Origin of the sequence: Pseudomonas sp. 7-41 (assembly GCF_021233075.1) — a bacterium.
In the GTDB taxonomy this organism is placed as follows: domain Bacteria; phylum Pseudomonadota; class Gammaproteobacteria; order Pseudomonadales; family Pseudomonadaceae; genus Aquipseudomonas; species Aquipseudomonas veronii.
In genome coordinates, this window is sequence record NZ_CP089551.1 from 4286546 (window position 1) to 4309539 (window position 22994).

Consider the following 22994-nt stretch of genomic DNA (forward strand, 5'->3'; position numbering starts at 1 on the left):
TTAAAGCCGGGTTTGAGTATCAATCCTTAATGCGCAAGATCGACAGGATGGGTAAATATTCTCTCACTTTCTCATTCATTGCAATGGCTATTTGCTACGCCGCGCAACTTTCGATTAGGCCCTCTGCGTCCAGCAGCTCCTGGGCAACGGTCAGCGCCTCGTTTACCAGATCGTCCAGCGCCTTGCGGATCGAGGAGCGCCACCGGTAGCGGGTGGATTCCGGTTTGCCATCGTTGTCCCAATTGGTGATGTCGTACCAGGCGGCCGGCAGTACCGCGGCGGAACGCTTGCCCTCGGCGCCCGCCACTTGCGGAATGGCCCAGGTCAGCACGGCGCACTCCCGGAAACGCTTCGGTGCCGGCGTTCGCACGGAGTTGAGCAACTCCAGGATGGCGCGGTGCTTGCGCTCCTGGTGTGTCGAGTACTTCGCCACCAACGCCCGCCAGTGCGCTGGGGTCAGCGCCTTGTGCAGCCGACCGAACACCCAGCAGTCCTGGAGAAACGCCGCCTCCTTGCCGACGATCTCCCCTTTCTGCTTGGCGCACTGCACCTTGGGCTCAAAGTCGCAGCCGCCGGCGGAAGTGATGGTCTCGGCCGCGAGGGCTCGAACTACTGCTGAAACAACGTTGCGATAGGTCATGCTGCTGCCCTCTTCAGTTCCCTGATCAATGCGCGGTATTTGGCTTTGATGGCCTTGATCTCTTCGACGGTGTACTTGCGGGTCTCATGAGGCCCTTCGATCCATGCGACCTTCTCTGCACCGATGCGCTGCACCAGGCGAATGCGGTACTCCACGGCGTTGCCGGACAGGTTGCGGTTGCACTTCACGCATTGACGATGGATGTTCAGCGGCTCGAAGCGCAGCTCTGGACAGGCGCCCACGGATCGATAGTGCCCGGCGTCCCACCGGCTGCCTGTCATAAGGTCGTTGTCGTTCGGCGTCGAGTCGCAACTTATGCATGGCAGGCGCGCGTCACGCAGGCGCACGTACTCGTTCACCGCGGCCTGGGCTTCGCGCAAGTGATCCGCCCTGCTTTTCAGCTTCTCCTTTCGGACTTTGATCTCGCGGCGCTCGACCTGTGCCAGCGACTTGCGCGCCTTCGCCTGATTCACGTCCTTGATTGCCAGGCCGCACTTCGGGCTGCATACAGCCTGGCCCAGGCGCTGCGGCGGGAAGCTGATGCCGCATGCCGGGTTCCTGCACTTCTTCGGTTTGGGTTGCTTGGCGATCATGCAGCCTCCTTGCTGAGTAGATCAGTGAAAACCACACCTTGGCCTGTGAAGTAGGTGGCGATGCGGTCGGTGTAATTGATGCCCTGGGCGCGATTGAACAGGCTGGTCACCGGGAAGCCGTCCGGCCCAAACAAGTGGCACTCACCCATCATGGCCAGCTTCGTTTCGTAGGGCAGATGGCGCATCACTCGGTACCACTCGGCCTGGAACCCTGCGTCCTCGTTCAACAAGATCTGCACGCCAAAGTGCAGCTTGCAGTAGCGTCGAGCGTCCGCCGCATCGCCGATCTGGGTCATTTCGGCGATTCGCTTGTACATCCCGAACCACAGCCGGTTCTGGTCGAGGGTGCGGTCCTTGCCCGGGCGCAGGGAGACAACAACAAACTTCTTGTCCCGGTACATGGTGGTCAAGCATGTGATCGCCTCGGTGAGCTTGGCCTGACAGTTGACGCTGATCTTGTCGGTCATTGCGCCGCCCTCTTCTCTTCCAGTTCCTGCGCCTGCTTGATGAGCAGTGCCCGGCGATCTGCCAATTCGTTGGCCGCTTCAATCCGCATTTCGAGCTTCCGTTCTTCGCTGGCCTTCCGCATTTCCAGCATCGAGCTCTTCACGATCTCCAGTTTTTGGCGAAGTACCGGCTCTGCCCGGGTGACGGCACCGGTGAGCAGACCGGCAATGGCGCGACCATCCTCGGTGATCGGCTCAACGCTCAGGTCTGCCAGGTACTTCTGGCCGTGGTCACGGGGAATGCGTTTCAACTCCATAGCCCTGGTGACAGCCTGAATACGGCGATTGGCATCGAAGCCCACAGAGACGTGCCAGTTGACCGGCTTCGCATCCTCGCGGGCCTGGCTCACGAACCGCTGATAGGCGTCGATGAACGCCATGCGCGCGCCGATTTTGTCGCCGCCGTCCAATATGGGTTTCGCAGCGGCCAGGGCCAGCTGGATCTCGTCGGTCAGCACCACCGTTTCGAATTCGTCGTTGGTGGTCATGGCGATAGCCCAGGCCTCATCCTTGCCCGGGCGTCCATCGGAGGACTGGACGCGCTGCAGAATGTCGGCCATCGCCAGCTTGCCCTTCACTTCGAAGCGGCACGCCTTCAAAGCGGCTTTGACGACAGGCACCGGGTAGGCACAGAGGTCTTCGGCCATCATCGCCGCCGTACCGGGGTTCATTTCCTGGCCCATGGCCTCGGCCGTCGCGCAGATAGCAGCGGCCAGCCCGGCGACCTGCTGGTCGTTCATTTCAGAGGTATTCATTGCGGTCACCTGCTTGGCGCTTGGCCAGAACCATCTGAGCGGCCTGCTCGGCTGCGGAGAGGTTTGCCTCAGTCCGTTCCATCTGGCGGGCGGTTGTGCCGTTGACGCGCTGTCCGGTCACCCACTGGGTGTGGTAGCTCTCGGCGTTGGCCAGCAGTTCATTGAGGCTGTGGCACTTGCGCAGGACAGCGGCATCGCTGGTTTTCAGGAAGTGAGCGGCGACGTGGTGGGCGACGTCAGCGCCGAGGCGGTCGACCAGTTGGCCGAGCTGGCCGCCCACCTTGGCATTCCACACCGGCCAGGCGCTGTAGCGTTTGCGGTAAGCCATGGCGTAGTTCGCCCAGACCTTGAAGGTTTTGCAGGCATGGTCTCTGGGGCCGGGCATGTCGGCGGGGATTTCAACCCGAGGAGTGTCGGTGCGATCAACCACCAGCACCAGGCTGCGGGACTGAGCCGGCTTGCCGGTGGCGTCCTGCAAGTCCTGACTGATGTCCTGATTGGTACCCTGATGACTGGTATCCTGATTTGTCGGAGATTTTTCCGACCCTTGATCGGATTTTTTTCCGACCTTGCTCGGAGATTTATCCGAGGTAGATCGGATATTTTTCCGACCCTTGTTTTTTGGTGGGGTCGGATATTTTTCCGACCCGTCCAGCTTCTGGTTCCACTCGACAGCCTTCTCAGTGAGGCGGAAAAGTGTGATGTTCGAAGTGCTGGAAAGCTCAATCAAGCCGGCCTCTTCCAGGGCCTTCAGCATGCGGTAAGCGGTGTCCGGCTTGTCAGTGAGCAGCGGTAGCTCCTCGATGATCTTGGCCTTGCTCAGCGCGAAGAAGATCCCGTCATCAGTCTTGATTGGCTTGGTCCAGCTCGGGCAGCCGTAGACGAAGGCGAACAGCAGGGCCTGCTGAGAATTCAGCCCCCACTCCAACGCCTTCACCTGGTTAATCGTGACGGTGTATTGCATATCAGGCCGCCAGGTAAACTGTATGCGAGTGAATGCGCGCCACGTTTTCAGATTGCGAAAAACGTGGCGCGAGATCGATAGCGCTATTGATATGTGGCTGGGTTTTCATATAATTGGCCTCACAAAGTGTTATCGAATCAGCCACCCTCGTCCGGTGGCTTTTTTGTGTTTGAAATTCAGGCCGCCTTAACCGACGCATCCATCACGTCCAGGCTCTGGCGAACGTGGCTGATCTCTTGACGGATCAGGTTCTTCTCGAAGGTGCTGACGTGGTTGTCGCCCAGCGCCTCATGAACGGCGATGGTCAGGTCGGCCACTTCCTTAGCGACATTGATCAGCGACTTGGTGAGTGCTTCAGGTTTTGGCCCGGTCTTTGCCACCAGGTCAAAGCCGAACTCGGCGGCCAGGACCGAAAGCGGGCGCATGTCGCCGGTGTGCAGCAAGATCCCGAACAGATGCTCCACGGTCAGGTGGTGAGCTTCGTTGTCCGGGTTTGCGCGCTGGAGCAGGCCAACGTGTGGAATACCCATCTTTGCAGCCAGGGATTTGGGCTCGTTGCCCTTCACTGCTGCCTGGCATGCATCCAAAAAGTCTTCCACTCGTAAAACCTCAAATTTGTTTCCGTGGCGCCCTGCCGATGCAGAAGCGATCATTTGCTCAATGGATCGGCGGACATGGATGTCAGGCGGCCTGAGCCTTCTTTGCTGCCTTGAATCTGCCCTTGGAGAGAACCTGAATCTGGTACTGCCTGGATTCGGGAATCGTTTCTCCCCACATGGTCACTGCGCTTGGGCGGATACCCAGGGCCAGCGCCAGCTTTGTCTTGCTGCCGAAGAATTCGGCGACTTCATGCGTATTCATTGCGAATCCTCGTTCGAGCCTGCCGCAATTTAAGCATGCTTAAGTTACAGCATCAACGATGTTTTCTGTCTACTGCATGCTTAAATTCAGCTAGCTTAATATTGAGTCCATGGAAAGACACGAACGCATCGCCCGCGCCATACAGGTCAGCGGTAAAAAGAAAGGAGAAATTGCATCGCTTTGCGGCGTTGCAAATTCTGCCGTCACGCAGTGGATCACCGGCGAGAGCAAAAGCCTCAGGCCGGAGAACCTTTACGCACTGGCAAAAGCGACTGGATTCCGAGCTGAGTGGCTGGCTATAGGCGAGGGTGATGAGCGGGACACTTCCGAATCGAACGTCTCCCCCGCCGCGCAACCCACCAAATCATTCCGCTACCCAGTAATCAGCTGGGTTGCCGCCGGCGCCTGGGCAGAAGCTGTTGAGCCCTACCCAGCAGGATTCTCGGACAGCTATGAGTTTTCGGAGTACGACTCCAAAGGCACGGCGTTTTGGCTAAAGGTGAAAGGCGACTCGATGACGGCGCCTGCAGGCCAGAGTGTCACTGAGGGCACCCTGATCCTAGTCGATACCGAAGCCGAGGTTGCGCCAGGTAAGCTGGTCGTGGCCAAGCTGCGGGACAGCAACGAAGCGACATTCAAGAAGCTGGTGAGCGATGGCGGTCGGCTGTTTCTGAAGCCGCTGAACCCAAGCTACCCAATCGAAGCGGTCGACGAGAACTGTCGGATCGTTGGGGTCGTAGTGCAGGCGCTGCAGAAGTTTTATTGAGGGCAGGCCGCTGCAGGAGGACACAGGCTACGCGGCCAGCAAAACCAGACACGCACAATGCATCGAACATGGAAGAACAAGAATGCCTGAGAGCATTACAGCGGTTGAAATCGTCCGGCAAAGTCATCAGGGATATTCCATAAAGCCTTTCATTGTGCGCGGGGACGATGGCCTTCCATACTTCGTGAAAGGCCTCGACAAGGCTGGTGGATTTTCTCTGATTTCTGAAGCAATCGGTGCTGAGCTTGGGAGGGCGCTAAACCTACCAATACCTCCCTGGCGCTTAATGCACGTTCCACAGGATCTCATTGCATTCAGTGCAATCCCGAATGTTGGGGATCTTGGCGGAGGGCTGGCATTTGCCTCTCTCGCAGTAGAAAACGCCTCTGACTTCAATCTCAGCAATATCAACCGAACCCCTGTAGATCTCAGAAGACGAATTCTTCTGTTTGATTGGTGGATCCGTAACGAGGATCGGTGCCTCGGGGATCGCGGCGGGAACGTGAACCTGATTTTGGACTCCAACGGAGATCTCGCTGTCATCGATCACAATCTTGCGTTTGACAGAACGTTCGACTGCGATGCATTTATGAAGGGGCACGTTTTTCGAGAGTGCCGGTCATTCTTCAGAGATCTGGTCGTTCGTCAGGACTGCGAGCAAATGCTTGGCGACGCTATGAAGAACTGGGGTACGATCACGGCCCTTTTGCCCGACGATTGGCTGTATAGAGATCGCGACCACATCGACGAAACAGAGCCCACACTGGCAGAAAGGCTGCAAATGCTGGAAGTGTTCAAGGAAGAGCGGTTCTGGGGAGCGCTATGAAGTACATATGCAACTATTCAATTCTGAGGTTTTTGCCTTACCCTGAAACAGGCGAGTTCGTGAATATTGGAATCGTATTGATTGCCAATAATGGCGATTTTCGCTTCAAAATTGAGAAAAAAAGACAGCGCATCACTAATTTCTTCCCCAGTCTCGATGCGAAAATATTCGTCAGAGCACGCAGGGAAATCGACGTAGAGCTGGCACGCCTTAGCGGCTTTCTCACCGTAAATCGTGAAGATGTCGCGCTGCTCCTCTCAACGTTCAAGCACCTGATACACCCTCGTGAAACGATGATGAGGTTTAGCGATCCCGGTACTATGGCCACAGATAACGCAGACCAGGCGCTCGCTACTCTATTCGATCATTACGTGAACCACAGTTTTGCAACAAAGGAATATCAGGAAACGTTTTTAGAGCGACAGCTTGGAAAGCTGCTCGCAGCGTCCAACTTAAAACAGCGTTACAGCGAGCAGAAATTGGGCAATGCTGATTACCCAGTAAAATTTCCGTTTGTGTTGATGAGTGGCGCCGAGCCAGTACAGGCCCTAAAGCCTATCCATCTTGGGCACGACGAGTCATCTAAAATCATTGAGCATGGCGACGCGTGGATTTCGAAAATAAGACGCCTGAATGCGGCCGGGCAACTCGCAAAAGATACCCTCTTCATTGCGGGCCCGCCCGAAGACGGCAAGCCCAAGCTACTTAAGGCGTATCGAGAAATCGCTGAAGAGCTTAAGTCTTTTCCGGGTATACGCGTAACCAGCTCGGCTGAGGGGAAATCGGTGATACTTGACCAAATCAAGCAAGGTATTCCTGATACTCTTCACTGATCAACCTAAGCCCGGCCCAGCGCCGGGCTTCTTATATCTGCCTATCGAACGGATAGTTTTTCCGCATTACCCAATTCATATGCGCCTACGTACACTGATGTCATTACGCCACCAACTGGCTTGATTACATTTATGCGCAGAGGGCGTTTCAAGTGAAAATTTTCGGGCTGGGCATTCTGATTCCATTGTGTGCATTCAGCTACCTGGGTAGCAGCGGCGACAGCGAGGTCGCTATACTTGCGAATACTCTGTTCTTCTCCAGCGCGTTTGCGCTGTATCTCTACCCCTCGATATGTGCAATCGGCTACGCCAAGAAAGCCCGTATATCGATATTCAAGCTGAACCTGCTTGCTGGCTGGACTGGCATCGGTTGGTTTTTAGCGCTTTACAGGGCTCTAGTGTTTCGGGTTTCGAACGAATAATGTGGCGGCGCGTCTTGCTTCTGGCAAGCACCCTACTCTGCTATGGTTGCGCCCCCCGGATCGCAATGGAAGCATCGAAGAATGGACTCATGGAAGACACTGGCGATCGCCCTACTGGCATCTGTCAGCACTCAGGCCGTATCAGGTGATGGCGCCAACCCTATCGCTGCCGCGATATTTCTCACAATTTCCGCGCCAACCATTTTAATTGGGGCGACCACATCCCTCACGACCGAGCCGCCTGAGATTTTCAAGTCAGCCAAGACTGACGCTCTGGCCTTCATCGGTTCGGACGGGGAGATTCGCGGCGCGGAGTTTGAGCAGGCGTCCAGATACTACCAGTTGACCTATCCTTCTCCGCTCATGTCAGACATGCAACTGGCCCAGTCGATAGCTACATCATTCTGAAAGCGACCTTCAAGCCAGCCACCACACCAAACCTTTCGTTTCTGCGACATCCTTTTCACCTGACATTTACAGGACAGAGTGCAAAGTAGCCCTACTCATTTGAAGAATTCCCTTTTGGTCCGCCCACAAGCGGGCTTTTTTTTGCCTGCTGCTGCGCTTTCCATGCCCTCTAGTGGAGACAAGGCAATGCCTCCCCTGAATACTCCCTCGCCCGAGTCAACAGATAACACAGCCCAGCGCCGGGCTTCTTGTTTCTGCCAGTAGCCCTATTTCTTATTCCGCATTGTTTGCAAGAAACTCGCCCGCCTTACGAACCAGCTTCCTCCATTCATCCTCATTGATGAGACCGGCTTTCTTCATGCGGTCGGCCTCCCTAAGCAACTCGAAATATTTGTCCTCAACATCCTGTTCGTTTACAGCCTGATATAGAAGGTCCCTCCAGGCTTTTACAGCTGAACGACGCATTGCAGATCACCTGATCATGTCTGAGGAGTGAAACCTGACGTCTCAAAAAACGTTCAACGGCGGCACGCTCGACAAACGCACTTATGGCATTACGCCATCACCATTCTGGTTAGAGATCATTCAGAGTCGCGACGTCACTCGTTTAGAGAATTTTCATCTCGGGTGCATGCCAGCTACCGTGATCTACAATTGAATCTGATTCAGTTTTGACCTTTTCTACTGCGCCGAATCGTCAAGCCAAAGAGCATTTCTATGCCCTCCCCCGAATACTCCCTCACCGATACCTTGGAACGAATCTACGAGAACCAGCTTGCCCTTGAGGCTTCGCTGATGGAGCTGACGTTGCTCGTCGAAAGCCAAGGCCATACGGATGCAGGTCAGAACGTCCGAGGCGCCCTTGAGGCGATCGGGGAAAACGCAGGGCATATCAAGCAGGGCCTGGCCAGGCTGAAGGCGCAGGAACCGGATTGACCGCCCTCCCTTCCAATGGTGGCTGTACGCCATGAATGGTAAAGTGCGGGCTCAATTACGGGAGGGATCCAATGAAGGGATTTGGGACGTTTGCGCTGATCGTCGGCGTCTGCTGGCTGATCTTCGCGCTGAGCATGGATGTGTCCGTGTCAACTGGAGCCGGCGGCCGGGTGAACAACTTGGGGCTCATTGCGGACCGCCAGATGCACACTATTGTCGGCGGCATGATCGCACTCGCTGGGTTGCTTATGGTTCTCCTGGGCGGAAGATCATCGCCGCCACACGAGCAGGCGCAAGCTGACTCCCGGCCCTGCCCGCTGTGTGCCGAAACCATCAAGAATGCCGCGATCAAGTGCAAGCACTGCGGTGCCGACGTGGAGCCCGTCTCGGCCCCAAGGCTGAAAAAGGGCTGGGTGGCTTCGACAGCATGCAGAGACGAGCAAGAACAGCAACGCACTATAAAGGCTATTGCCGGCACCGGCCTCCCAGTTGTTTCGATGATCGGCCTGGCAGTAGGCGCAGGTCCATTTGAAACCAAGGAAGAGGCCAAGCAAGCCCTGATCGCTATGCGGGAGGGCCCGCGCCTATTTAGCGAGATCGTCTACAGGGACTCGGTGAGCGGAAAATACCCCCCCATCACTGACCAGGTTGTTGGACCTGTCTTTCATGGCTGGACGGTTAGAATAACAGCCCAGCCTGTGGATTCGAGCCGAATTGAATCCGTGCTTGAAGATCTAGCAATTCCCGTGCTCGCAGTAGATGGGAACACTATCATCACCGGCCCTTTTGAGAATGAGCGGTCCGCTAAAACCGTTTCGGTGGAACTCGGCGACAATAATGAAATTCAGTGCCGGATGTATTGGGTTCCCCTACGAACCTGACCACAAACAGAACCAACCAAGCCCGCCAAGCGCGGGCTTTTTGTTGCATGCCAGAAGGCTCACCCAAAAAATATGCATTTATGCATGAAACCTCTTGCAGCCCTCTTGCCAATATATCCAAGCAACAATACTGTACATATATACAGTTTTAGCAAGGAGCGAAGCATGAACCAGGTACCCTACCCCACATCGAAACCGCGCAATTCGTATGAGCTTGTTGGCCGCCGCCTGCAAGGCTTGATCGCCTCTCCTCGAGTGCAGAGGATCCAGTTGATCGAGGTAGCCAGACGCGACGATGAAAGTCCTGAAGCTTGGCGTCAGGTCATCCAAGACATCGGCGACACCGCCGGCATAAGGATCGAGCATTTGGATGATGGCGCCGTAAGGATCGGCTGGCGCGAGTACTGCGATTAATAAATGAGCCCGCCAATGAGCGGGCTTTTTATCGCCTACAAATTTCAGCAATCTGAATTATTTAATTCAGCATGCTTGACACCTTAATTTCAGCTTGCTTAAATTCAACTCAAGCCAGCAACGAAGAACGCCGGCCAGCAGTTAAACCTGCACCGCTCTTTAGCGACACCCCTTGCCGGATCACCACCGGCCCAGATTCAAAGGCAGCGATGAACCGGCCTCAACGGTTCAGAGGGTTGGCAACTGACCCGGGCGTGCAGCGTAAAGCGCCAAGAACAGTTATCCAGCGGGAGAACAAGCCGAAAGGCCCGCGGCTGGAAGAACATTTGATTCAAGCCGATGATCGACGCCAGTAGCGGGTCACGGCGTAAAGCATCACTGAAGCCCGTTCGAAGAGCGGGCTTTGGGATGTAGACCAGGTGCTACCGACTTTTCCGAGAGCTGATTAGCTGCTGGCATCTATCAGCCATCTGCGGGAAGGATACAGCCACATCAGACAGTACGCGGTACATCTCATGCTCGTCCGGAAACGGGTACACATCTAGGTTAAGGGCGATCTGAATCTTGCGCAGATTTGTGCCTTCGATAAGCCAGCGCTCGACGGTTCGAGTCATCGCAGAGCCGTTGTCATCCGTCTGCCAGGCAAGAAAGTCGAAGAGCCGGGCCACCTGCATGAAAGCGATCGAATCGGGAATATCGGCAAAAAGCCGGTCAGCCAGATTTTCCTCCCCAAACTCAACCACTACTGCACGAACAGCGCTGAACGCTTCAGTGTATTCAGGCTCGCTGCTCTCTGCCGCGATCACGCTTAACGCCCTTTCAACAACCTGACGCATAGCAATTCCTTGCTCCGAGAAGGAGTGTCGATGCTACCAGCCTTCAGTGCGACTCGCTAAACGGCCAGCGCCGCCGTAGCCGGGAAAGACCGGCACCCTTCCCCACCTCTATTACGTCAGCACTCCTCCCCCGCGCCCATCGGCAACCAGCGGGAGGCATGAGTGTTGACGAATACAGGTGAACCAAGTCCACGGAGTCATTCATGAGCGAGCAAAGAAAGCCATATCCACGGTCGGCAGACAACGCTGACCAAATGAATCTACCCGAGGGCAAGACCTGCGGCGACTGCGTGCATTGCCGCCGCTGCGCGCTGATGTTCGGCCACATCCCTGCTGATGAGGCTTGCGACTGGAGCCCATCGCGCTTTCGTGAAGCCCTGCCAGCCACCGCCTAACCCCAAATACTGGAGGTCTCCATGAGCAATTGGATCAAGTGCAGCGACCGGCTACCGCCAGAAGGCGAGAAGCGCGATTACCTGTGCCTGTTCGAGTACGGCCAGATGCAGGTCACTGAGTGGCTGTACGACAAAACTCTCGGATGGTGCTTCTGGTACGGCGATCCAAGTCACTGGATGCCGCTCCCACCTCTTCCCACTGAATAACGCCATCCTGGAGGCGACCATGCACCACAGCATCCAATCGCGCCGCGACATCGTCGACGGCTTGCATAAGCGTTCCCGTATCGCCACTGCCGAGTTCTACCGGCTGATTGGGCGACCTGAGCCGGCGGTCACCTTCCGGATGATGGTGAAGCCTGCAGGCCGCGACTTCTTCCATGTGGTGGACAGCCGGACCGGCAAGGTCATTGGGTTCCGCCGCGATCACAACGAAGCCTGCGCCCTCGCTCGGCGCCTGGAGTGCCTACATGCCGACCAGTTACGCGGATAGCGCTCAGGCCCGGGAATCCGACAGGCGCTGGGACTTGCCGAACTTTGGGAAGCAGCAGCACGCTGACCTGTTCCATGAGTACACAACAGAGGACTTGGCAGGACGCGAGGAGCAACGACTCAAAGAGCGCGCCAGCCTCAAGCTGCGCATTGGGCTGGCGATGGCGCAGATGGAGGCGATATGTCCGCCGGCAGGAGGCGATCAATGAACGCTACTCAGCGGGACCACCTAAACGCCGTGAACTGGATCGAGGGAGAGATCGAAAACATGATTCTCGAACTTGGCAAGCCAAACGCCAGCGCGGCGGCCACATCATGCGTCACCCTCGCTTTCATGCTGCGGGTTATCGACGAAAACGAACACCGGCACTTCCGGGCACTCATCGACAAGATTTACGCCGACTACAACGCATCGCTCGTTTCTGCCGCCTGACGGCACAACCCAACCCCACTACTTTCAATGCTGCGCCAGGCGCGGCGAGGGATAGTCATGTCCAAAAATACCAAACAAGCACACGCACAAGAACCGCTCGAAATGAACGAAGCTGAAGGCGCGCAAAAAAACCTATCCCCTACGGTAGCGGTCACCGACATCGCCGAGTATCGGCCGCACGAAGAACAGATCGTTCGCCTGGAGACCACCTACGCGAAGCTGGTCGTTGACTGCTCGACAAGTGAGGGCTTGGCGAATGCGAAGGAAGTTCGCGTCGATATCCGCGATGTGCGCTACGCCCTGGATAAGACCACCAAAACCGCATTGGTGCCATATCAGCAGAAGGTCAAAGAAGCTCAGGCTCGCGTCAATCAAGTCAAGGAATTCGGTGAAACACTCAGGACTCGTGTGCTGACAATTGAAGAGCCTGTCGATGAAGCGATCAAGGCCGAAGAAAAGCGTATAGCTGATGCCAAGGCAGAGCGCGAGCGTGTCGAGGCTGAGCGTGTCGAAGCCATCCGGGCAAAAATTACTCGTTTCAGTTCTGTCGCCGCCGCATATGCAAGCCGCAGCGCCGCAGACGTCTCCAGCATTTTGCAGGGTGTCAAAGAGTCGGTGATCCTGCCCGAAGAATATGGCGAATTTGAAGCCGAAGGCACCATCGCTCGCGACAACGCCATTGAGCAACTGGAAGCGCTGCTCAAATCTGCCGCTGAGCGAGAAGAAGCTGCTGCCAAGTTGCTGGCCCAGCAGAAAGAGCTGGATGAGTTGCGCGAGAAACAACGCATCGCCGATACCGAAGCCGAGGAGCTACGCAAGCAGCGGGCAGAGGAAGACCGCAAGCGGTTGAAGCAGCAGCAGGACGAACTGGACCAGCAGCGCCGCGATATGGAGGCACAGCAACGCCAGCAGCGTGAACAGCAGGAAGAGCAACAACGCCAGCAGCGCGAGCGCGAAGCCCAGTATCAGCGAGACCAGGAAGAACTTGCCCGCCTGCGCGCCCAGGCTGCCGCGCCTGCGCCAGTGGCGGCTGTCACTGCCACTCTGGCTGAAACCGCCCCTGTTGCCGTAGTCGCCGTCTCAGTTGAATCCATTGACGTGGACCCGACCATTCCCCCGGCTGACGACATTGTCGAGGTTGTAGCGCTCGGCTTCGACGTGACTATCGACACTGCTCGCGATTGGCTGCGGGCCACCCGCTTCTAACCATCCTTTCCATCTGCCGGCCGACCCACTCCACGTCGGCCACGGAGAGCGCAATGACCGATACAGACACCCAAGCACAAACCGGCCTCGCCACTTATCACGATCCATCGCACAACGCGGCCGCGCTCATCCTCGACCCTGGCACCATGCGGTCGATGAGCGACCTCGCGCTGATGATGTCGAAGGGAGTGACAACCGTCCCGAAACACCTTAAAGGGAACCAAGCCGACTGCATGGCGGTGGTGCTTCAAGCAATGCAGTGGCAAATGAACCCCTTCGCTGTGGCGCAGAAAACATTCATCGTCAACGGCGGCGCATTGAGCTACGAGGCGCAGCTCGTTAACGCAGTGATCACCGCCAAGGCGCCAGTCAAAGGTCGATTGAACTTTGAGTGGTTCGGCGCTTGGGAAAATGTCATCGGGAAGATGCGCGAAGTTACCAGTAAGACCAAGAAGGACGAGGACACTGGCGAGTTTAAAAAATATCGCGTTCCCGCCTGGAGCTTTGACGACGAAAAAGGTCTCGGCATCAAGGTTTGGGCGACCTTTCGGGGCGAAGACGAGCCGCGCACTCTGGAGCTTCTGCTGACCCAGGTCCGCACGCGCAACTCTACGCTTTGGGCGGAAGACCCCAAACAACAGATCGCCTACTTGGTGACCAAGAAATGGGCACGCCTCTTCTGTCCTGACGTGATCCTTGGCGTTTATACGCCTGATGAATTCGAGGATTCATACGGCGGCGAGATTGATATCACTCCCACCAAACAAGCCGCAAATATCGCTGCCGCTGCTGGCGTTTCGTTCGGCCCCAAATCCCCATCACCGGAAATAGACGGTGTATTCGCAGACCTCCTGGTCGTTGCAAGGCAACAGGACATCGACGCCTACGCGGCCGCCTGGGCAGGTCTCAAGCCGAAGCAGCGCGCAGCGATCGGCTTGGAATGCCACGAAGCCCTAAAAGGCTTGGCGGCTACCGTCGATGCCGACTTTACCGATATAACCGGCCCCAGCGGTGACCAGTCCCATTCAGAGGAGGCTGCGTAGTGAGAACTGAGCTTCAGGGCACAGAAAAGTGGCATGCGGACCGATCTGGTCGCGTGACAGCCAGCCGCTTTAAAGACGTGATGGCCTGGGGGAAGCCTGACAAAAATGGTAAGCGCGAGCCTATGGGCGCGCGCACCTCGTACATGCGTGAGCTGTGCTTCGAGCGGCTGGCAAAGAAGTCCAAGCACAACGTCAGCAGCGCCTCTTTAAAGTGGGGCCACACCGAAGAGCAAAAGGCACAAGACGCCTACGAGATGCTGACGGGCAACATCGTCATACCGTCAGAGTTCATCGTCCACCCAAAGTACGACTGGCTGGGATGTTCGCCAGACGGCCTTATCAGCGATGACGGGGGCACCGAATCGAAGTGCCCCTTCAACGAAGCGATACACGTCAGAACTTGGCTCGAAGGCATGCCCGAGGAACACATGCCGCAGGTCCAAGGCTGCATGTTCGTTACGGGCCGCAAATGGTGGGACTTCCTGTCCTTTGATTCTCGCCAAGATGAAGAGTGTCAGCTCTATATCGAGACGATTTACCGCGACGAAGACTACATCGCCAACCTGCACAAAGAGCTGGTCCAGTTCAACTTGGAACTGAATCGCATGGTTGATGAGGTAGCGGACAAAGCTCGGGCGCAAGCCCAACGCCTAGGAGCCTGATAATGATCAGCAACCTAAAATCAGACATCGAATTTCGGCGTGCGAAAGCCCTGGAGCTTTCCTTTCAGGTCCAGCAACACCTGGCAGCAGGTGGGAAATACACCATCGGTAAAAGCTCGGTGATTAATCCAGACCCCGCCAAGCGTTCGGAAAAGATTGACCCCGAAACCATCCTGAAGCGCCGCAAGCCCCCTATTTCAAGGGCCGAGCGTAATGCTCTGCGCAAACTCGCGGAGGCATTATGAGCAAGCGCAAGGCACACAACCTCCAGGCGCGCATCGCCCGGTCGTGCCGGTCCCTGCTTGCAACCAACCACGTCGCGGTGGTGAGCATCGGCCCCAGTGGCCGCCAGGGCATGATCAATTACAAGTCGCTGAAGAACATCGCGCCGGGGAAGATTGGCCAGGCCGTCTGCGGTATCCCCCACCGCTGGACGATCTACCTCAGCGCCCTTTGCATCGACGCCCGCGGTGACCGGTACAGCAAGTCGGTGGAGGTGGCGCCCGATGGCGTCTACCTCTCCGACCACCTGGAAGACGTGATCGAGCATTGCTACAAGGAGTTGCGCGACTCGGCCAATCAAAGCCAGGTGGTGGCTTCCGGCTGGATCGCCATTCCCGAAGCGATGTCGCTGGACGAGGCGCACGCCGCGCGGATCTTCGAAGCCGTCGGCGCCTGGCGCCAGGTCAAGGTCGACTCATGCGCCGCATAGCCCGCATCCAGCAACGCAAACGTCAAACCTGGTTCGCACTGCCGGCCAGCGGAATAGAAGAGGTAGGCCATGGCTGTGACCCAGGAAGATCGAACAGCCAAGTTGGCCGAGAAGCGGCAGGAACTGGGCGAGCAGGAATTGCGGCACACAGTCCCGTATGGCACGAGGCAGATGCTCGACGAGCTGATGCTCTGGCATGAGATCGAGGAGGTCAGTGAGGCCGTGCAACTGCTGGTGCTGAATGGCCGGGGCGAAGATCTGCCGCCGGCGCCGCCAAAGGTCAAAGGGCCGTCAGACATCATCCGTCACTACTTCCGCCAAGGAATGCGTGATCGGCTGGCGGCTCTCACCAGCGAACTGGACGAAACGAGAGACCGGGCGACCATCTGGCGACTAATCGCACATGCCCATTCGCTGGGCGCCGGAAATTCCGCCAATTATTTTGCATTTCCGCGCCACGAAATAGTTGTAACGCAGAACGTGGCGCGCAAATTACGGCACGCGGGCTACGCCGAATCGAGCCAGTTGAATGAAGATGATGAATAATCACTTCACCCGGGATTGCGCCTCAAACTGAGGAAGGTCACTTTCACCAGGGATATCCACACGCCTGATATCAAAATAGGCCACCTTGGTATTGTGATCCGCATCTTTATAGGCAATTGTCACAGTTTCCTCAACTGCCGGATCATCCAGGTCAAATTTTATAGCAAACTGTTGAAACTTACCTTTTGGCCATTCTGGGATGACAATATTCAAATAACTGAGATCACCACCAAAATCAATCGACACCTTGAATATTGTGGCTCCATCATTTCCAATGTATAGTTCTAAAAAGCACTGCTGCCCGATGCGAACCGTACCGTCTACTCTTGCAAACAACTCAGGCATTATATCCTTTTCTCTACGTTCTTGTATTGACCTCAACCGGTTCATCTCCGACTCGACTTGCAGCCTCGTGATATCAACAAGTTCTTTCTGCTGCTCGACTGAGTTCTTTAGTTCTTGTGCTTGAAGTTGTAAGGCTTCAGAACTGAGCTTTAGCTCCCGACCTTGTTGTAAATAGCCTAGCACCAGCCACAGAAAGGCCACCGGACCAAAAACCCCTGCGAGAAAATCCCCTATCTCATTAAGTTCTAGTTCTGGAATGGTTGTGCGTTTCCAAAATACGAGGGTGGCTACACCTGCCAGGTAAGCGCCGGTAATCAACCCACCTAAAATTTCTGATCTGTCCTTCATAGCTCGCTCCATCGAATGAGCGCGAGATATTAGATGCTACTGGGGGTCGTTTGGAAGCATCTTGCTATCCCCCGACTCGCTGCATCCGATAACAGAGACTGCGAGGGCAGATCATTTCAACTGCAGCTTCAGATGATTCAGGTAGTTTGCTGCGTCTACTTTTTGCTTCGAGCCCGGTGGCCCATAACTGCCTGCTAATCCGCCATTGGCGATTTCAAAAACCCTCTCGGCATCAGCCTTGAAGGGATTCGACTTCAATACCGCTATCAGAAGCTGCTCAATCGCGTCAATTTGTGCCTGATTACTCATCTGTTTCTCTCCTTGATCCGGCTCCATGCCGGTCACCCGTAATACCCCATATCAACGAATCACGCCAGCCGGCCATTGAAGGCTGAGACTCAGCGCTTGTCGTGAGCGTCGGACGGCCAGGCACTGAAGAAAAATATGATCCCCGGAGTCATCACGCTGACCCAGTAACCGCTTGGATACAAAAACGGTCCGACCAACGACGTAATAAACAAAGCGCCTCCTGCTCGCCGCCGACGCTTTGGGTTGAACCACTCGCGGAACGCTTCAAGCTTTTTACCCGCCATTACCACCTCCTTGTTTGATAAGCAGCAAAGCATATCACCCACTTAAACGAATCACGCCAGCCGGCGAGGATCCTCTATGAATACGTATCGACACACGTTCGCAGCGGTGTGCCCATCTGACGGCGAAACCATTGTTTATCGGCTTGAGTTGAAATCCTTGTCGATGATCCATGTCGAGCATATCCGGGCGGCCACCGCGCTGATTAAAAAAGGCTGGCATGAACAGATCGCCGATCGGCTGTCGGAATCTTTAGGCGGCGATCAAACCATTATCGCTACGCACCAGGGCGTCGAGATCGAAACAGTGAGGCTTAGCGGATGATCCATTACCACGGCACGCCTGTCGGCGGTAAGCGTGAGGACGCGGCAAAGTTCCTGGCCGGCCGGCATGCACTGGTGCCGTTCCCGCGCAAGGACGATCTAGGAGTTGTCGCCGATGTGTGCAAATCGTTTGTTTTCGATAACGGCGCATTCACAGTGTGGAAAAAAGGCGGCCAATTAGACGTCGAGGGCTACACACGCTGGGTCGAAGACTGGCACCGACACCCTGGATTCACTTGGGCGCTCATTCCGGACGTCATCGACGGAGACGAAGAGGCCAACGACGACCTTGTTCGGCAGTGGCCAGAGGAGCTTCGCGGTGTACCTGTCTGGCACTTGCACGAATCGATCGAGCGCCTTCAGCAGCTAGCGAGGTGTTGGCGAACGGTTGCCCTTGGCAGTTCTGGACAATGGGCTACGCCGGGCACCGGATCATGGTGGAAGCGGATGGGCACCGCGATGGACGCTGTATGTGACGACCAGGGTCGACCGATGTGCCGGCTTCACGGTTTGCGGATGCTCGACCCGGCCATTTTTCAGAACCTACCTTTTGCATCAGCCGACTCCACAAACGCTGCAGTAAATGGCGGCAGCATCAGCCGCTTCGGGATGTATGCGCCACCAACTGCCGGCCAGCGCGCCAACGTCATTGCTGACCGGATCGAAGCACATAACAGCTCGCCAATTTGGCAGAGAGAAACGCAGGTAGAGATGGCCCTTTAAAAAACCGCATCCCATCTGACCTCATCTGGATCCTGCGCTTCAACAAACCGCTCCCACTTCTGAGTGCACACCTTGCACTTGAACCCGGTCACCAGAAACGAACTGCGCTCTTCCGTTCCGTAATTATGAAATCGGTCAGTTCCACCGTCCAGATCGACTTCATTCATTGCAGCCGAACAGCAATCTTCAGGTTGCACGTGCATCTCTGACACTCCTATCAATTGAGCTCCGAATATACCCGGCGAGGATCCCCTATGTCCGCACAACAGAAGAAACACCCCTTCGATTTCAAAACCCAATACGGACTCGGCTTCAACCCTCAGGACGATGAGATCGTTGTCGACTTCTTCTGTGGTGGTGGCGGCGCCGGTACCGGGCTGGAAATTGGCCTGGGCCGCGCGGTGAACGTGGCGAAGAACCACAGCCCGCAAGCCATCAGCATGCACACCATGAACCACCCAGGCGCCCAGCACTTCACCACCGACGTGTTCGAGGGCGATCCGGATACCGAGTGCGGCGGCAAAGCCGTGGGCTGGTTCCATATGTCGCCTGACTGCACGCACCACAGCCAGGCGGCCGGCGGGCAGCCGCGCAAGCGCGAGATCCGCAACCTATCGTGGATCGGCCTCAAGTGGGCAGGTATGAAGCGGCCCCGGGTGATCAGCCTGGAGAACGTGAAGCAGATCCTGCAGTGGGGACGGTTGATCGCCAAGCGCGACAAGGCCACCGGCCGCGTGGTGAAACTCAGCGGCGAAATTGCAGCACCTGGTGAAGTTGTGCCTGTGGGCCAGCAATTCCTGATCCCCGACCCGAAGCAACGCGGCCGGACTTGGCGCCGCTTCGTTGCCCTGCTGGAAGGCATGGGCTATGTCGTTGAGTGGAAGGTGATCAAGGCCTGCGACTTCGGCGCGCCAACCAGCCGGGAACGCCTGTTCATGATCGCCCGGTGCGATGGGCAGCCGATCGTGTGGCCGGAGCCGACCCACGCGAAAAACCCGGTCAAGGGCCAGCAGAAGTGGAAAACCGCTGCTGACTGCATCGACTTCACCGACCTGGGCAAAAGCATCTTTGGCCGCAAGAAAGACCTGGCGCCGGCCACCCTGCGCCGTGTTGCCAAGGGCATGAAGAAGTTCGTTATCGACAGCGCGGCGCCATTCATTGTCCCGATCGCCAATTGGTCAGGGGAAACTGTGCAGTCTGCCGATGAGCCGCTGCGCACCGTCACCTCCTATCCGAAGGGCGGCGCCTTCTCGGTGGTCAGCCCTGTGATCGCCCCGGCAACGCACCAGGGTAGCGACCGCATCAATGACCCGCTCGACCCGTTACCGACAGTGACCTGTGCAAATCGCGGCGAGCTGACACTGATCAGCCCTGTGATGGTTGGGGCCGGCGGCCCGGTCTACGCCGGGCACCCGGTAGCAGCGGATAAGCCAGTCGGCACGCTCATGACTCGCAGTCACCGCGCGATCGCAGCGGCGCACCTGGTGAAGTTCCGTTTCGATGACGCGGGCAAGGCGCTGGACGAGCCATTGCCGACCATCACCAGCGGCGGCAACTATCAGCGCCCGGCCGGTGCCGCTCACGCCATGGGCATCTCCACGGTGTTCATGGCCCAGATGAATGGCGGCTTCAACACCACCGACGCCAAGAGCATCGAAGACCCAATGACTACGGTGACCAACACCGGCAGCCAGCAGCAACTGGTGGCGGCGAACCTGGTGCACTTGCGGGGAAATTGTGATGCACGGGACGTCAATGACCCGCTACACACCGTCAGCGCCGGCGGCCAGCACCACGGGCTGGTCAGCGCATTCATGGAGCGAGCATTCGGCGGCAGTGTTGGCCAGGGCCTGGAAGATCCGGCGCCGACCATTACCGCCGGAGGTGGTGGCAAGAGCTCGCTGGTATCTCTCACGCTCTCCCCAGAGCATGAAGCCGGCGCGCTGCGAGTTGCGGCCTTCCTGATCAGCTACTACGGCACGGAGAACATCAGCTCTTGCGACTCGCCGGCGCCGACGATCACCACCAAGGACCGCCTCGCCATGGTCACCGTGATGGTCAAGGGCACGCCCTATGTGATCGTCGACATCTGCCTGCGGATGCTCAAGCCGTCGGAGCTGTACAAGGCCCAGGGCTTCCCGGCCGACTACATCATCAGTCACGGCGCCGACGGCAAACCGTTCACCAAGACTCAGCAGGTGCACATGTGCGGTAACAGCGTCAGCCCGCCGCCCATGGCGGCACTGGCGAGGGCAAATGATCCTTGGGAACAGATAGATAGTCAGCAAGTAGCGGCTTGAAGCACAAGTATCATCTAAACCATAACCCAGAGGATATAAAGTCATCTAATCGTGCTGACTTTATATCCTTTAGCATTTCGGAATCGCCTGGAATGATCGTTATCTTATTATTAAATCGATCATCATAAACGCCTGCCGCAATAAATTTTTCTCCATAAGAAGCAACTAACGCATACTCTTCACCATCATGATTTATCGTTGAATAGTTCGTCTTCCAGTGAGCAACCCCAAACCCTATACCGTGAATCATAAAAATCACTAAAGATATAAAAACGATGATTGTCAAAGAAATGTATAGATAATCTTGGGACCTTAACTCTTTATTACCTAGCGATTTGCTTCGATCCTTTACTCCCTCAGCATCAGCATATTCGCCTAAAGCGTTCTCCCAGCCTTTAGTTTTAGCCTTAAACAAAAGTCTCAGAAGCGTAAATGCCAAAAACCCTAAGGAAATGAACAGTAGCCATTTCATCATAGTAGATTGAAAACCAGTTATATAAAGAAATAACATCGCAATAACTGGGCATATCATAGGTAGAGCTGCAACTCGAACTTTCCTTGAGTCAGACTGAATCAAATATATAAAGGCGTACAAAAACACAACTAAAGGCATCAGAAGTAAAACCACACAGACAAGTGCAACCACCATCGCCTTAAGATCTATTTGAATAAAGAAATAGTCATAACCAAAAGCGTCCGCGTATCCCATTTCGAAGATGAGTGAGACAACGAAAGATAGCACCGGCAACGCCGCAAGAACAAAGCCATCTCTTTCCAATAGTTTTTTCACGCCTACCACTCCTTAGTAGCAACAAAGAAAATGATCATGCCTGAATCTCAGTAGATCAGCGAAAGGATTAATGCGCGCTAAGACAGACTGAGAAATCCATCACCCCCCCTTCCTCAACCGGCCGCTACAGCGGCAAGGACGAAGTCATGCCTGAAGAAATCGTTTTGATCCAATCGCTGCCAGTGGAACGTGACGAAACTGGCTGCTGGACACACCCAGCCTGGCCCTCCACTGAAGACGAGCTCATTCCATACGCTTGGTTCACCGACCGGGGCCTGGAAGTCCGTGAACGAAATTTCGAGGATGACGCGCCGGATGAGCTGCAAGCGGCATGGTTCGCCAGTGGCATCGCGGATTGTACGGCCTGGGCGCCGACACGGCCCGCTGGTGATGGCTGGTTCATCTTCTCGATCCACGACACCGAAGACGGCCCAGTGTGCGTATGGGTGCGATATGTGCCGAGCCTGCAGCGAGAAGTCGACGCCGTGGCAGTTGGCAAAGAGTTCTGCGGCGCGTGCGGTGACGGTTGCGGCTCTTGCCAGGTTGCAGAGGAAAGCCCGCTGGTGACGCCATGATCGCCACCCTCTGATTCGCCTACGTCTTCATCTATAAGGGGCCGATGCCATGAGTAATTTTAACTGCAAATAGTCGGGAAACCGTCAGTTCGCCGCGTTGAACATAGGGGCTCATCATACTAGGAGTACCTCATGAGAAACTTTGCAGAAGCAGTCATCGCCATTGCCCCTGTGGCCAGCCGCAAGTCCAGAAATCGTTTCTTCCGCGACTACGACAGATGGACTAACCGCCTACTTATGCGCCGCCTCATCAACCTTCACGAGCGTCAAGATCTGCGCAAGCAAATCGCTGAGGCCTATTTAGCCTCATTGATTTAACAACCCCCACTACATCCTGCCGCCTAGCGGCAGGCCCACCTACTGCCGCCCAGCGCGGCAAGGACACCCATGTTCGCTATGAAACTCACCCTGATCCTGCTGGGCGCTTTGCTGTACCTGGCCGGCACCGGCTGCTGGATCTTCTGGATCGGCCCCGGGCTGGTCATGGACGGAAAAATATCTGACCTCCTGTACGCATTCGCCGGCACCTGTGCCTGGATGCTGATCACCTTCGGCCTGGTCATCCACATCATCAAGACAGCGCGGCCCGCCGGCTCTCTCGACAAACCTGACGTATAGAGGTGCATAGCATGGAGATGCAAAGCGAAACGCTTGCCGAGGAAGAGCTGGCGGCGATCACCGGATACGTGATTCCGTCAGGCCAGATAGCGTGGCTGAGCCGAAACGGCTGGAAGTACGTGCTGACCAGGGCTCGTCGGCCTGTGGTCGGCCGCGTCTACGCCCGAATGAAGCTGGCAGGCGTAAAGCCTTCTGCGGAAAACGTTGCGGCCGAGGCCTGGTCGCTGGATTTGTCAAAGGTAGGATGAAGA

40 protein-coding genes are annotated in these 22994 nt (G+C 56.3%); 26 read left to right on the plus strand and 14 right to left on the minus strand.

The annotated features are described in order from the left end of the window. Positions 1-94: 94 nt before the first annotated feature. The 7 genes from LQ249_RS19095 to LQ249_RS19125 form a co-directional block, all read right to left on the minus strand. Positions 95-640 (minus strand): hypothetical protein, encoded by a 546-nt coding sequence (locus LQ249_RS19095; protein ID WP_232565795.1) that lies wholly within the window; start codon positions 638-640, stop codon positions 95-97. After that, a complete protein-coding gene (locus LQ249_RS19100) occupies positions 637-1233 on the minus strand; it encodes a recombination protein NinG (protein WP_232565796.1) in 597 nt (198 codons plus the stop codon). The genes LQ249_RS19095 and LQ249_RS19100 overlap by 4 nt, the downstream gene beginning before the upstream one ends. Further along, positions 1230-1700 (minus strand): hypothetical protein, encoded by a 471-nt coding sequence (locus tag LQ249_RS19105; protein ID WP_232565797.1) that lies wholly within the window; start codon positions 1698-1700, stop codon positions 1230-1232. Before LQ249_RS19105 ends, LQ249_RS19100 begins: the two co-directional genes overlap by 4 nt. Further along, positions 1697-2494, minus strand: coding sequence for a hypothetical protein (locus tag LQ249_RS19110; RefSeq protein ID WP_232565798.1), 798 nt, complete (start codon positions 2492-2494; stop codon positions 1697-1699). The genes LQ249_RS19105 and LQ249_RS19110 overlap by 4 nt, the downstream gene beginning before the upstream one ends. Then, positions 2481-3458 (minus strand): phage replication protein, encoded by a 978-nt coding sequence (locus LQ249_RS19115; RefSeq protein WP_079444353.1) that lies wholly within the window; start codon positions 3456-3458, stop codon positions 2481-2483. The genes LQ249_RS19110 and LQ249_RS19115 overlap by 14 nt, the downstream gene beginning before the upstream one ends. 176 nt (positions 3459-3634) lie before the next feature. Beyond that, positions 3635-4057 carry a phage regulatory CII family protein gene (locus LQ249_RS19120; protein WP_079444354.1) on the minus strand — a complete coding sequence of 141 codons (423 nt, stop codon included), beginning with the start codon at positions 4055-4057 and terminating at the stop codon, positions 3635-3637. A gap of 82 nt (positions 4058-4139) precedes the next feature. Further along, the gene (locus LQ249_RS19125; RefSeq protein ID WP_024075251.1) at positions 4140-4319 is read right to left on the minus strand and encodes a Cro/CI family transcriptional regulator; all 180 of its coding nucleotides are present in this window, start codon (positions 4317-4319) and stop codon (positions 4140-4142) included. Between the two features lie 109 nt (positions 4320-4428). Between LQ249_RS19125 and LQ249_RS19130 the strand changes: the two genes are divergently transcribed. From LQ249_RS19130 to LQ249_RS19150, 5 genes are all read left to right on the plus strand, one after another. Then, entirely contained in the window at positions 4429-5085 is a 657-nt protein-coding gene (locus LQ249_RS19130) for a LexA family protein (protein ID WP_079444355.1), read from the plus strand. Between the two features lie 82 nt (positions 5086-5167). Next, positions 5168-5911 carry a HipA family kinase gene (locus tag LQ249_RS19135; RefSeq protein ID WP_079444356.1) on the plus strand — a complete coding sequence of 248 codons (744 nt, stop codon included), beginning with the start codon at positions 5168-5170 and terminating at the stop codon, positions 5909-5911. Next, entirely contained in the window at positions 5908-6744 is an 837-nt protein-coding gene (locus LQ249_RS19140; protein WP_079444357.1) for a DUF3037 domain-containing protein, read from the plus strand. Before LQ249_RS19135 ends, LQ249_RS19140 begins: the two co-directional genes overlap by 4 nt. 152 nt (positions 6745-6896) lie before the next feature. Then, positions 6897-7166: a superinfection immunity protein gene (locus LQ249_RS19145; RefSeq protein ID WP_227778689.1), complete on the plus strand. Its 270-nt coding sequence runs from the start codon at positions 6897-6899 to the stop codon at positions 7164-7166. An 81-nt stretch (positions 7167-7247) separates the two neighbouring features. Next, positions 7248-7574 (plus strand): DUF2388 domain-containing protein, encoded by a 327-nt coding sequence (locus tag LQ249_RS19150; protein WP_079444358.1) that lies wholly within the window; start codon positions 7248-7250, stop codon positions 7572-7574. Positions 7575-7847: 273 nt separating this feature from the next. Here the strand turns inward: LQ249_RS19150 and LQ249_RS19155 are convergent, their stop codons facing one another. Next, complete coding sequence (locus tag LQ249_RS19155) at positions 7848-8039, minus strand: hypothetical protein (protein WP_167379489.1); 192 nt, start codon at positions 8037-8039, stop codon at positions 7848-7850. Between the two features lie 252 nt (positions 8040-8291). Here LQ249_RS19155 and LQ249_RS19160 point away from each other — a divergent pair, with 252 nt between their 5' ends. The 3 genes from LQ249_RS19160 (at position 8292) to LQ249_RS19170 (ending at position 9805) form a co-directional block, all read left to right on the plus strand. Continuing rightward, entirely contained in the window at positions 8292-8510 is a 219-nt protein-coding gene (locus LQ249_RS19160) for a hypothetical protein (protein ID WP_079444359.1), read from the plus strand. Positions 8511-8581: 71 nt separating this feature from the next. Further along, entirely contained in the window at positions 8582-9391 is an 810-nt protein-coding gene (locus tag LQ249_RS19165) for a zinc ribbon domain-containing protein (RefSeq protein ID WP_227778691.1), read from the plus strand. Between the two features lie 165 nt (positions 9392-9556). Beyond that, on the plus strand, positions 9557-9805 hold the full coding sequence (locus tag LQ249_RS19170; protein ID WP_079444360.1) for a DUF1654 domain-containing protein: 249 nt from the start codon (positions 9557-9559) through the stop codon (positions 9803-9805). A 422-nt stretch (positions 9806-10227) separates the two neighbouring features. Here the strand turns inward: LQ249_RS19170 and LQ249_RS19175 are convergent, their stop codons facing one another. Continuing rightward, positions 10228-10641, minus strand: coding sequence for a hypothetical protein (locus LQ249_RS19175; protein ID WP_046382951.1), 414 nt, complete (start codon positions 10639-10641; stop codon positions 10228-10230). A gap of 254 nt (positions 10642-10895) precedes the next feature. On the opposite strand from LQ249_RS19175, the gene LQ249_RS19180 reads away from it, so the two are divergent. The 11 genes from LQ249_RS19180 to LQ249_RS19230 all read left to right on the plus strand — a co-directional run bounded on the left by LQ249_RS19180 (position 10896) and on the right by LQ249_RS19230 (position 16130). Then, complete coding sequence (locus LQ249_RS19180) at positions 10896-11036, plus strand: hypothetical protein (RefSeq protein ID WP_232565800.1); 141 nt, start codon at positions 10896-10898, stop codon at positions 11034-11036. Between the two features lie 21 nt (positions 11037-11057). After that, positions 11058-11243, plus strand: coding sequence for a DUF551 domain-containing protein (locus tag LQ249_RS19185; RefSeq protein WP_079444362.1), 186 nt, complete (start codon positions 11058-11060; stop codon positions 11241-11243). A gap of 19 nt (positions 11244-11262) precedes the next feature. Further along, the gene (locus LQ249_RS19190; RefSeq protein WP_079444363.1) at positions 11263-11529 is read left to right on the plus strand and encodes a hypothetical protein; all 267 of its coding nucleotides are present in this window, start codon (positions 11263-11265) and stop codon (positions 11527-11529) included. After that, on the plus strand, positions 11507-11737 hold the full coding sequence (locus LQ249_RS19195; protein WP_046382948.1) for a hypothetical protein: 231 nt from the start codon (positions 11507-11509) through the stop codon (positions 11735-11737). Before LQ249_RS19190 ends, LQ249_RS19195 begins: the two co-directional genes overlap by 23 nt. Then, positions 11734-11961: a hypothetical protein gene (locus LQ249_RS19200; protein ID WP_046382947.1), complete on the plus strand. Its 228-nt coding sequence runs from the start codon at positions 11734-11736 to the stop codon at positions 11959-11961. Before LQ249_RS19195 ends, LQ249_RS19200 begins: the two co-directional genes overlap by 4 nt. A gap of 57 nt (positions 11962-12018) precedes the next feature. Beyond that, complete coding sequence (locus LQ249_RS19205; RefSeq protein WP_232565801.1) at positions 12019-13167, plus strand: hypothetical protein; 1149 nt, start codon at positions 12019-12021, stop codon at positions 13165-13167. A gap of 53 nt (positions 13168-13220) precedes the next feature. Next, the gene (locus LQ249_RS19210; RefSeq protein ID WP_232565802.1) at positions 13221-14210 is read left to right on the plus strand and encodes a RecT family recombinase; all 990 of its coding nucleotides are present in this window, start codon (positions 13221-13223) and stop codon (positions 14208-14210) included. After that, positions 14210-14872, plus strand: a complete 663-nt coding sequence (locus tag LQ249_RS19215) for a lambda exonuclease family protein (protein WP_232565803.1) — start codon at positions 14210-14212, stop codon at positions 14870-14872. Before LQ249_RS19210 ends, LQ249_RS19215 begins: the two co-directional genes overlap by 1 nt. Positions 14873-14874: 2 nt before the next feature. Further along, positions 14875-15117, plus strand: a complete 243-nt coding sequence (locus LQ249_RS19220; RefSeq protein ID WP_232565804.1) for a hypothetical protein — start codon at positions 14875-14877, stop codon at positions 15115-15117. Then, positions 15114-15584 carry a hypothetical protein gene (locus LQ249_RS19225; protein WP_232565805.1) on the plus strand — a complete coding sequence of 157 codons (471 nt, stop codon included), beginning with the start codon at positions 15114-15116 and terminating at the stop codon, positions 15582-15584. Before LQ249_RS19220 ends, LQ249_RS19225 begins: the two co-directional genes overlap by 4 nt. 69 nt (positions 15585-15653) lie before the next feature. Next, positions 15654-16130 carry a hypothetical protein gene (locus tag LQ249_RS19230; RefSeq protein WP_232565806.1) on the plus strand — a complete coding sequence of 159 codons (477 nt, stop codon included), beginning with the start codon at positions 15654-15656 and terminating at the stop codon, positions 16128-16130. Here LQ249_RS19230 and LQ249_RS19235 read toward each other — a convergent pair whose 3' ends face one another. From LQ249_RS19235 to LQ249_RS19245, 3 genes are all read right to left on the minus strand, one after another. After that, positions 16131-16823: a hypothetical protein gene (locus LQ249_RS19235; RefSeq protein WP_232565807.1), complete on the minus strand. Its 693-nt coding sequence runs from the start codon at positions 16821-16823 to the stop codon at positions 16131-16133. A 111-nt stretch (positions 16824-16934) separates the two neighbouring features. After that, entirely contained in the window at positions 16935-17132 is a 198-nt protein-coding gene (locus LQ249_RS19240) for a hypothetical protein (RefSeq protein WP_232565808.1), read from the minus strand. 89 nt (positions 17133-17221) lie between these two features. Next, positions 17222-17416, minus strand: a complete 195-nt coding sequence (locus LQ249_RS19245) for a hypothetical protein (protein WP_079444370.1) — start codon at positions 17414-17416, stop codon at positions 17222-17224. 76 nt (positions 17417-17492) lie between these two features. Between LQ249_RS19245 and LQ249_RS19250 the strand changes: the two genes are divergently transcribed. Continuing rightward, a complete protein-coding gene (locus LQ249_RS19250; protein WP_187517105.1) occupies positions 17493-17738 on the plus strand; it encodes a hypothetical protein in 246 nt (81 codons plus the stop codon). Beyond that, on the plus strand, positions 17735-18460 hold the full coding sequence (locus LQ249_RS19255; protein WP_232565809.1) for a hypothetical protein: 726 nt from the start codon (positions 17735-17737) through the stop codon (positions 18458-18460). The genes LQ249_RS19250 and LQ249_RS19255 overlap by 4 nt, the downstream gene beginning before the upstream one ends. Here LQ249_RS19255 and LQ249_RS19260 read toward each other — a convergent pair. Continuing rightward, positions 18457-18663 carry a hypothetical protein gene (locus tag LQ249_RS19260; protein ID WP_232565810.1) on the minus strand — a complete coding sequence of 69 codons (207 nt, stop codon included), beginning with the start codon at positions 18661-18663 and terminating at the stop codon, positions 18457-18459. The genes LQ249_RS19255 and LQ249_RS19260 overlap by 4 nt on opposite strands. Before the next feature lie 51 nt (positions 18664-18714). On the opposite strand from LQ249_RS19260, the gene LQ249_RS19265 reads away from it, so the two are divergent. After that, positions 18715-20760 carry a DNA cytosine methyltransferase gene (locus tag LQ249_RS19265; RefSeq protein WP_232565811.1) on the plus strand — a complete coding sequence of 682 codons (2046 nt, stop codon included), beginning with the start codon at positions 18715-18717 and terminating at the stop codon, positions 20758-20760. A 10-nt stretch (positions 20761-20770) separates the two neighbouring features. On the opposite strand, the gene LQ249_RS19270 is transcribed toward LQ249_RS19265, so the two are convergent. Continuing rightward, positions 20771-21550, minus strand: coding sequence for a hypothetical protein (locus LQ249_RS19270; RefSeq protein ID WP_232565812.1), 780 nt, complete (start codon positions 21548-21550; stop codon positions 20771-20773). Between the two features lie 146 nt (positions 21551-21696). Here LQ249_RS19270 and LQ249_RS19275 point away from each other — a divergent pair, with 146 nt between their 5' ends. From LQ249_RS19275 to LQ249_RS19290, 4 genes are all read left to right on the plus strand, one after another. Then, positions 21697-22125 carry a hypothetical protein gene (locus LQ249_RS19275; RefSeq protein ID WP_232565813.1) on the plus strand — a complete coding sequence of 143 codons (429 nt, stop codon included), beginning with the start codon at positions 21697-21699 and terminating at the stop codon, positions 22123-22125. A gap of 132 nt (positions 22126-22257) precedes the next feature. Continuing rightward, positions 22258-22443, plus strand: a complete 186-nt coding sequence (locus LQ249_RS19280) for a hypothetical protein (protein WP_232565814.1) — start codon at positions 22258-22260, stop codon at positions 22441-22443. A 69-nt stretch (positions 22444-22512) separates the two neighbouring features. Beyond that, positions 22513-22743, plus strand: a complete 231-nt coding sequence (locus tag LQ249_RS19285) for a hypothetical protein (RefSeq protein ID WP_232565815.1) — start codon at positions 22513-22515, stop codon at positions 22741-22743. Between the two features lie 11 nt (positions 22744-22754). Beyond that, positions 22755-22991, plus strand: coding sequence for a DUF4224 domain-containing protein (locus LQ249_RS19290; RefSeq protein WP_046382930.1), 237 nt, complete (start codon positions 22755-22757; stop codon positions 22989-22991). Positions 22992-22994 lie beyond the last annotated feature (3 nt).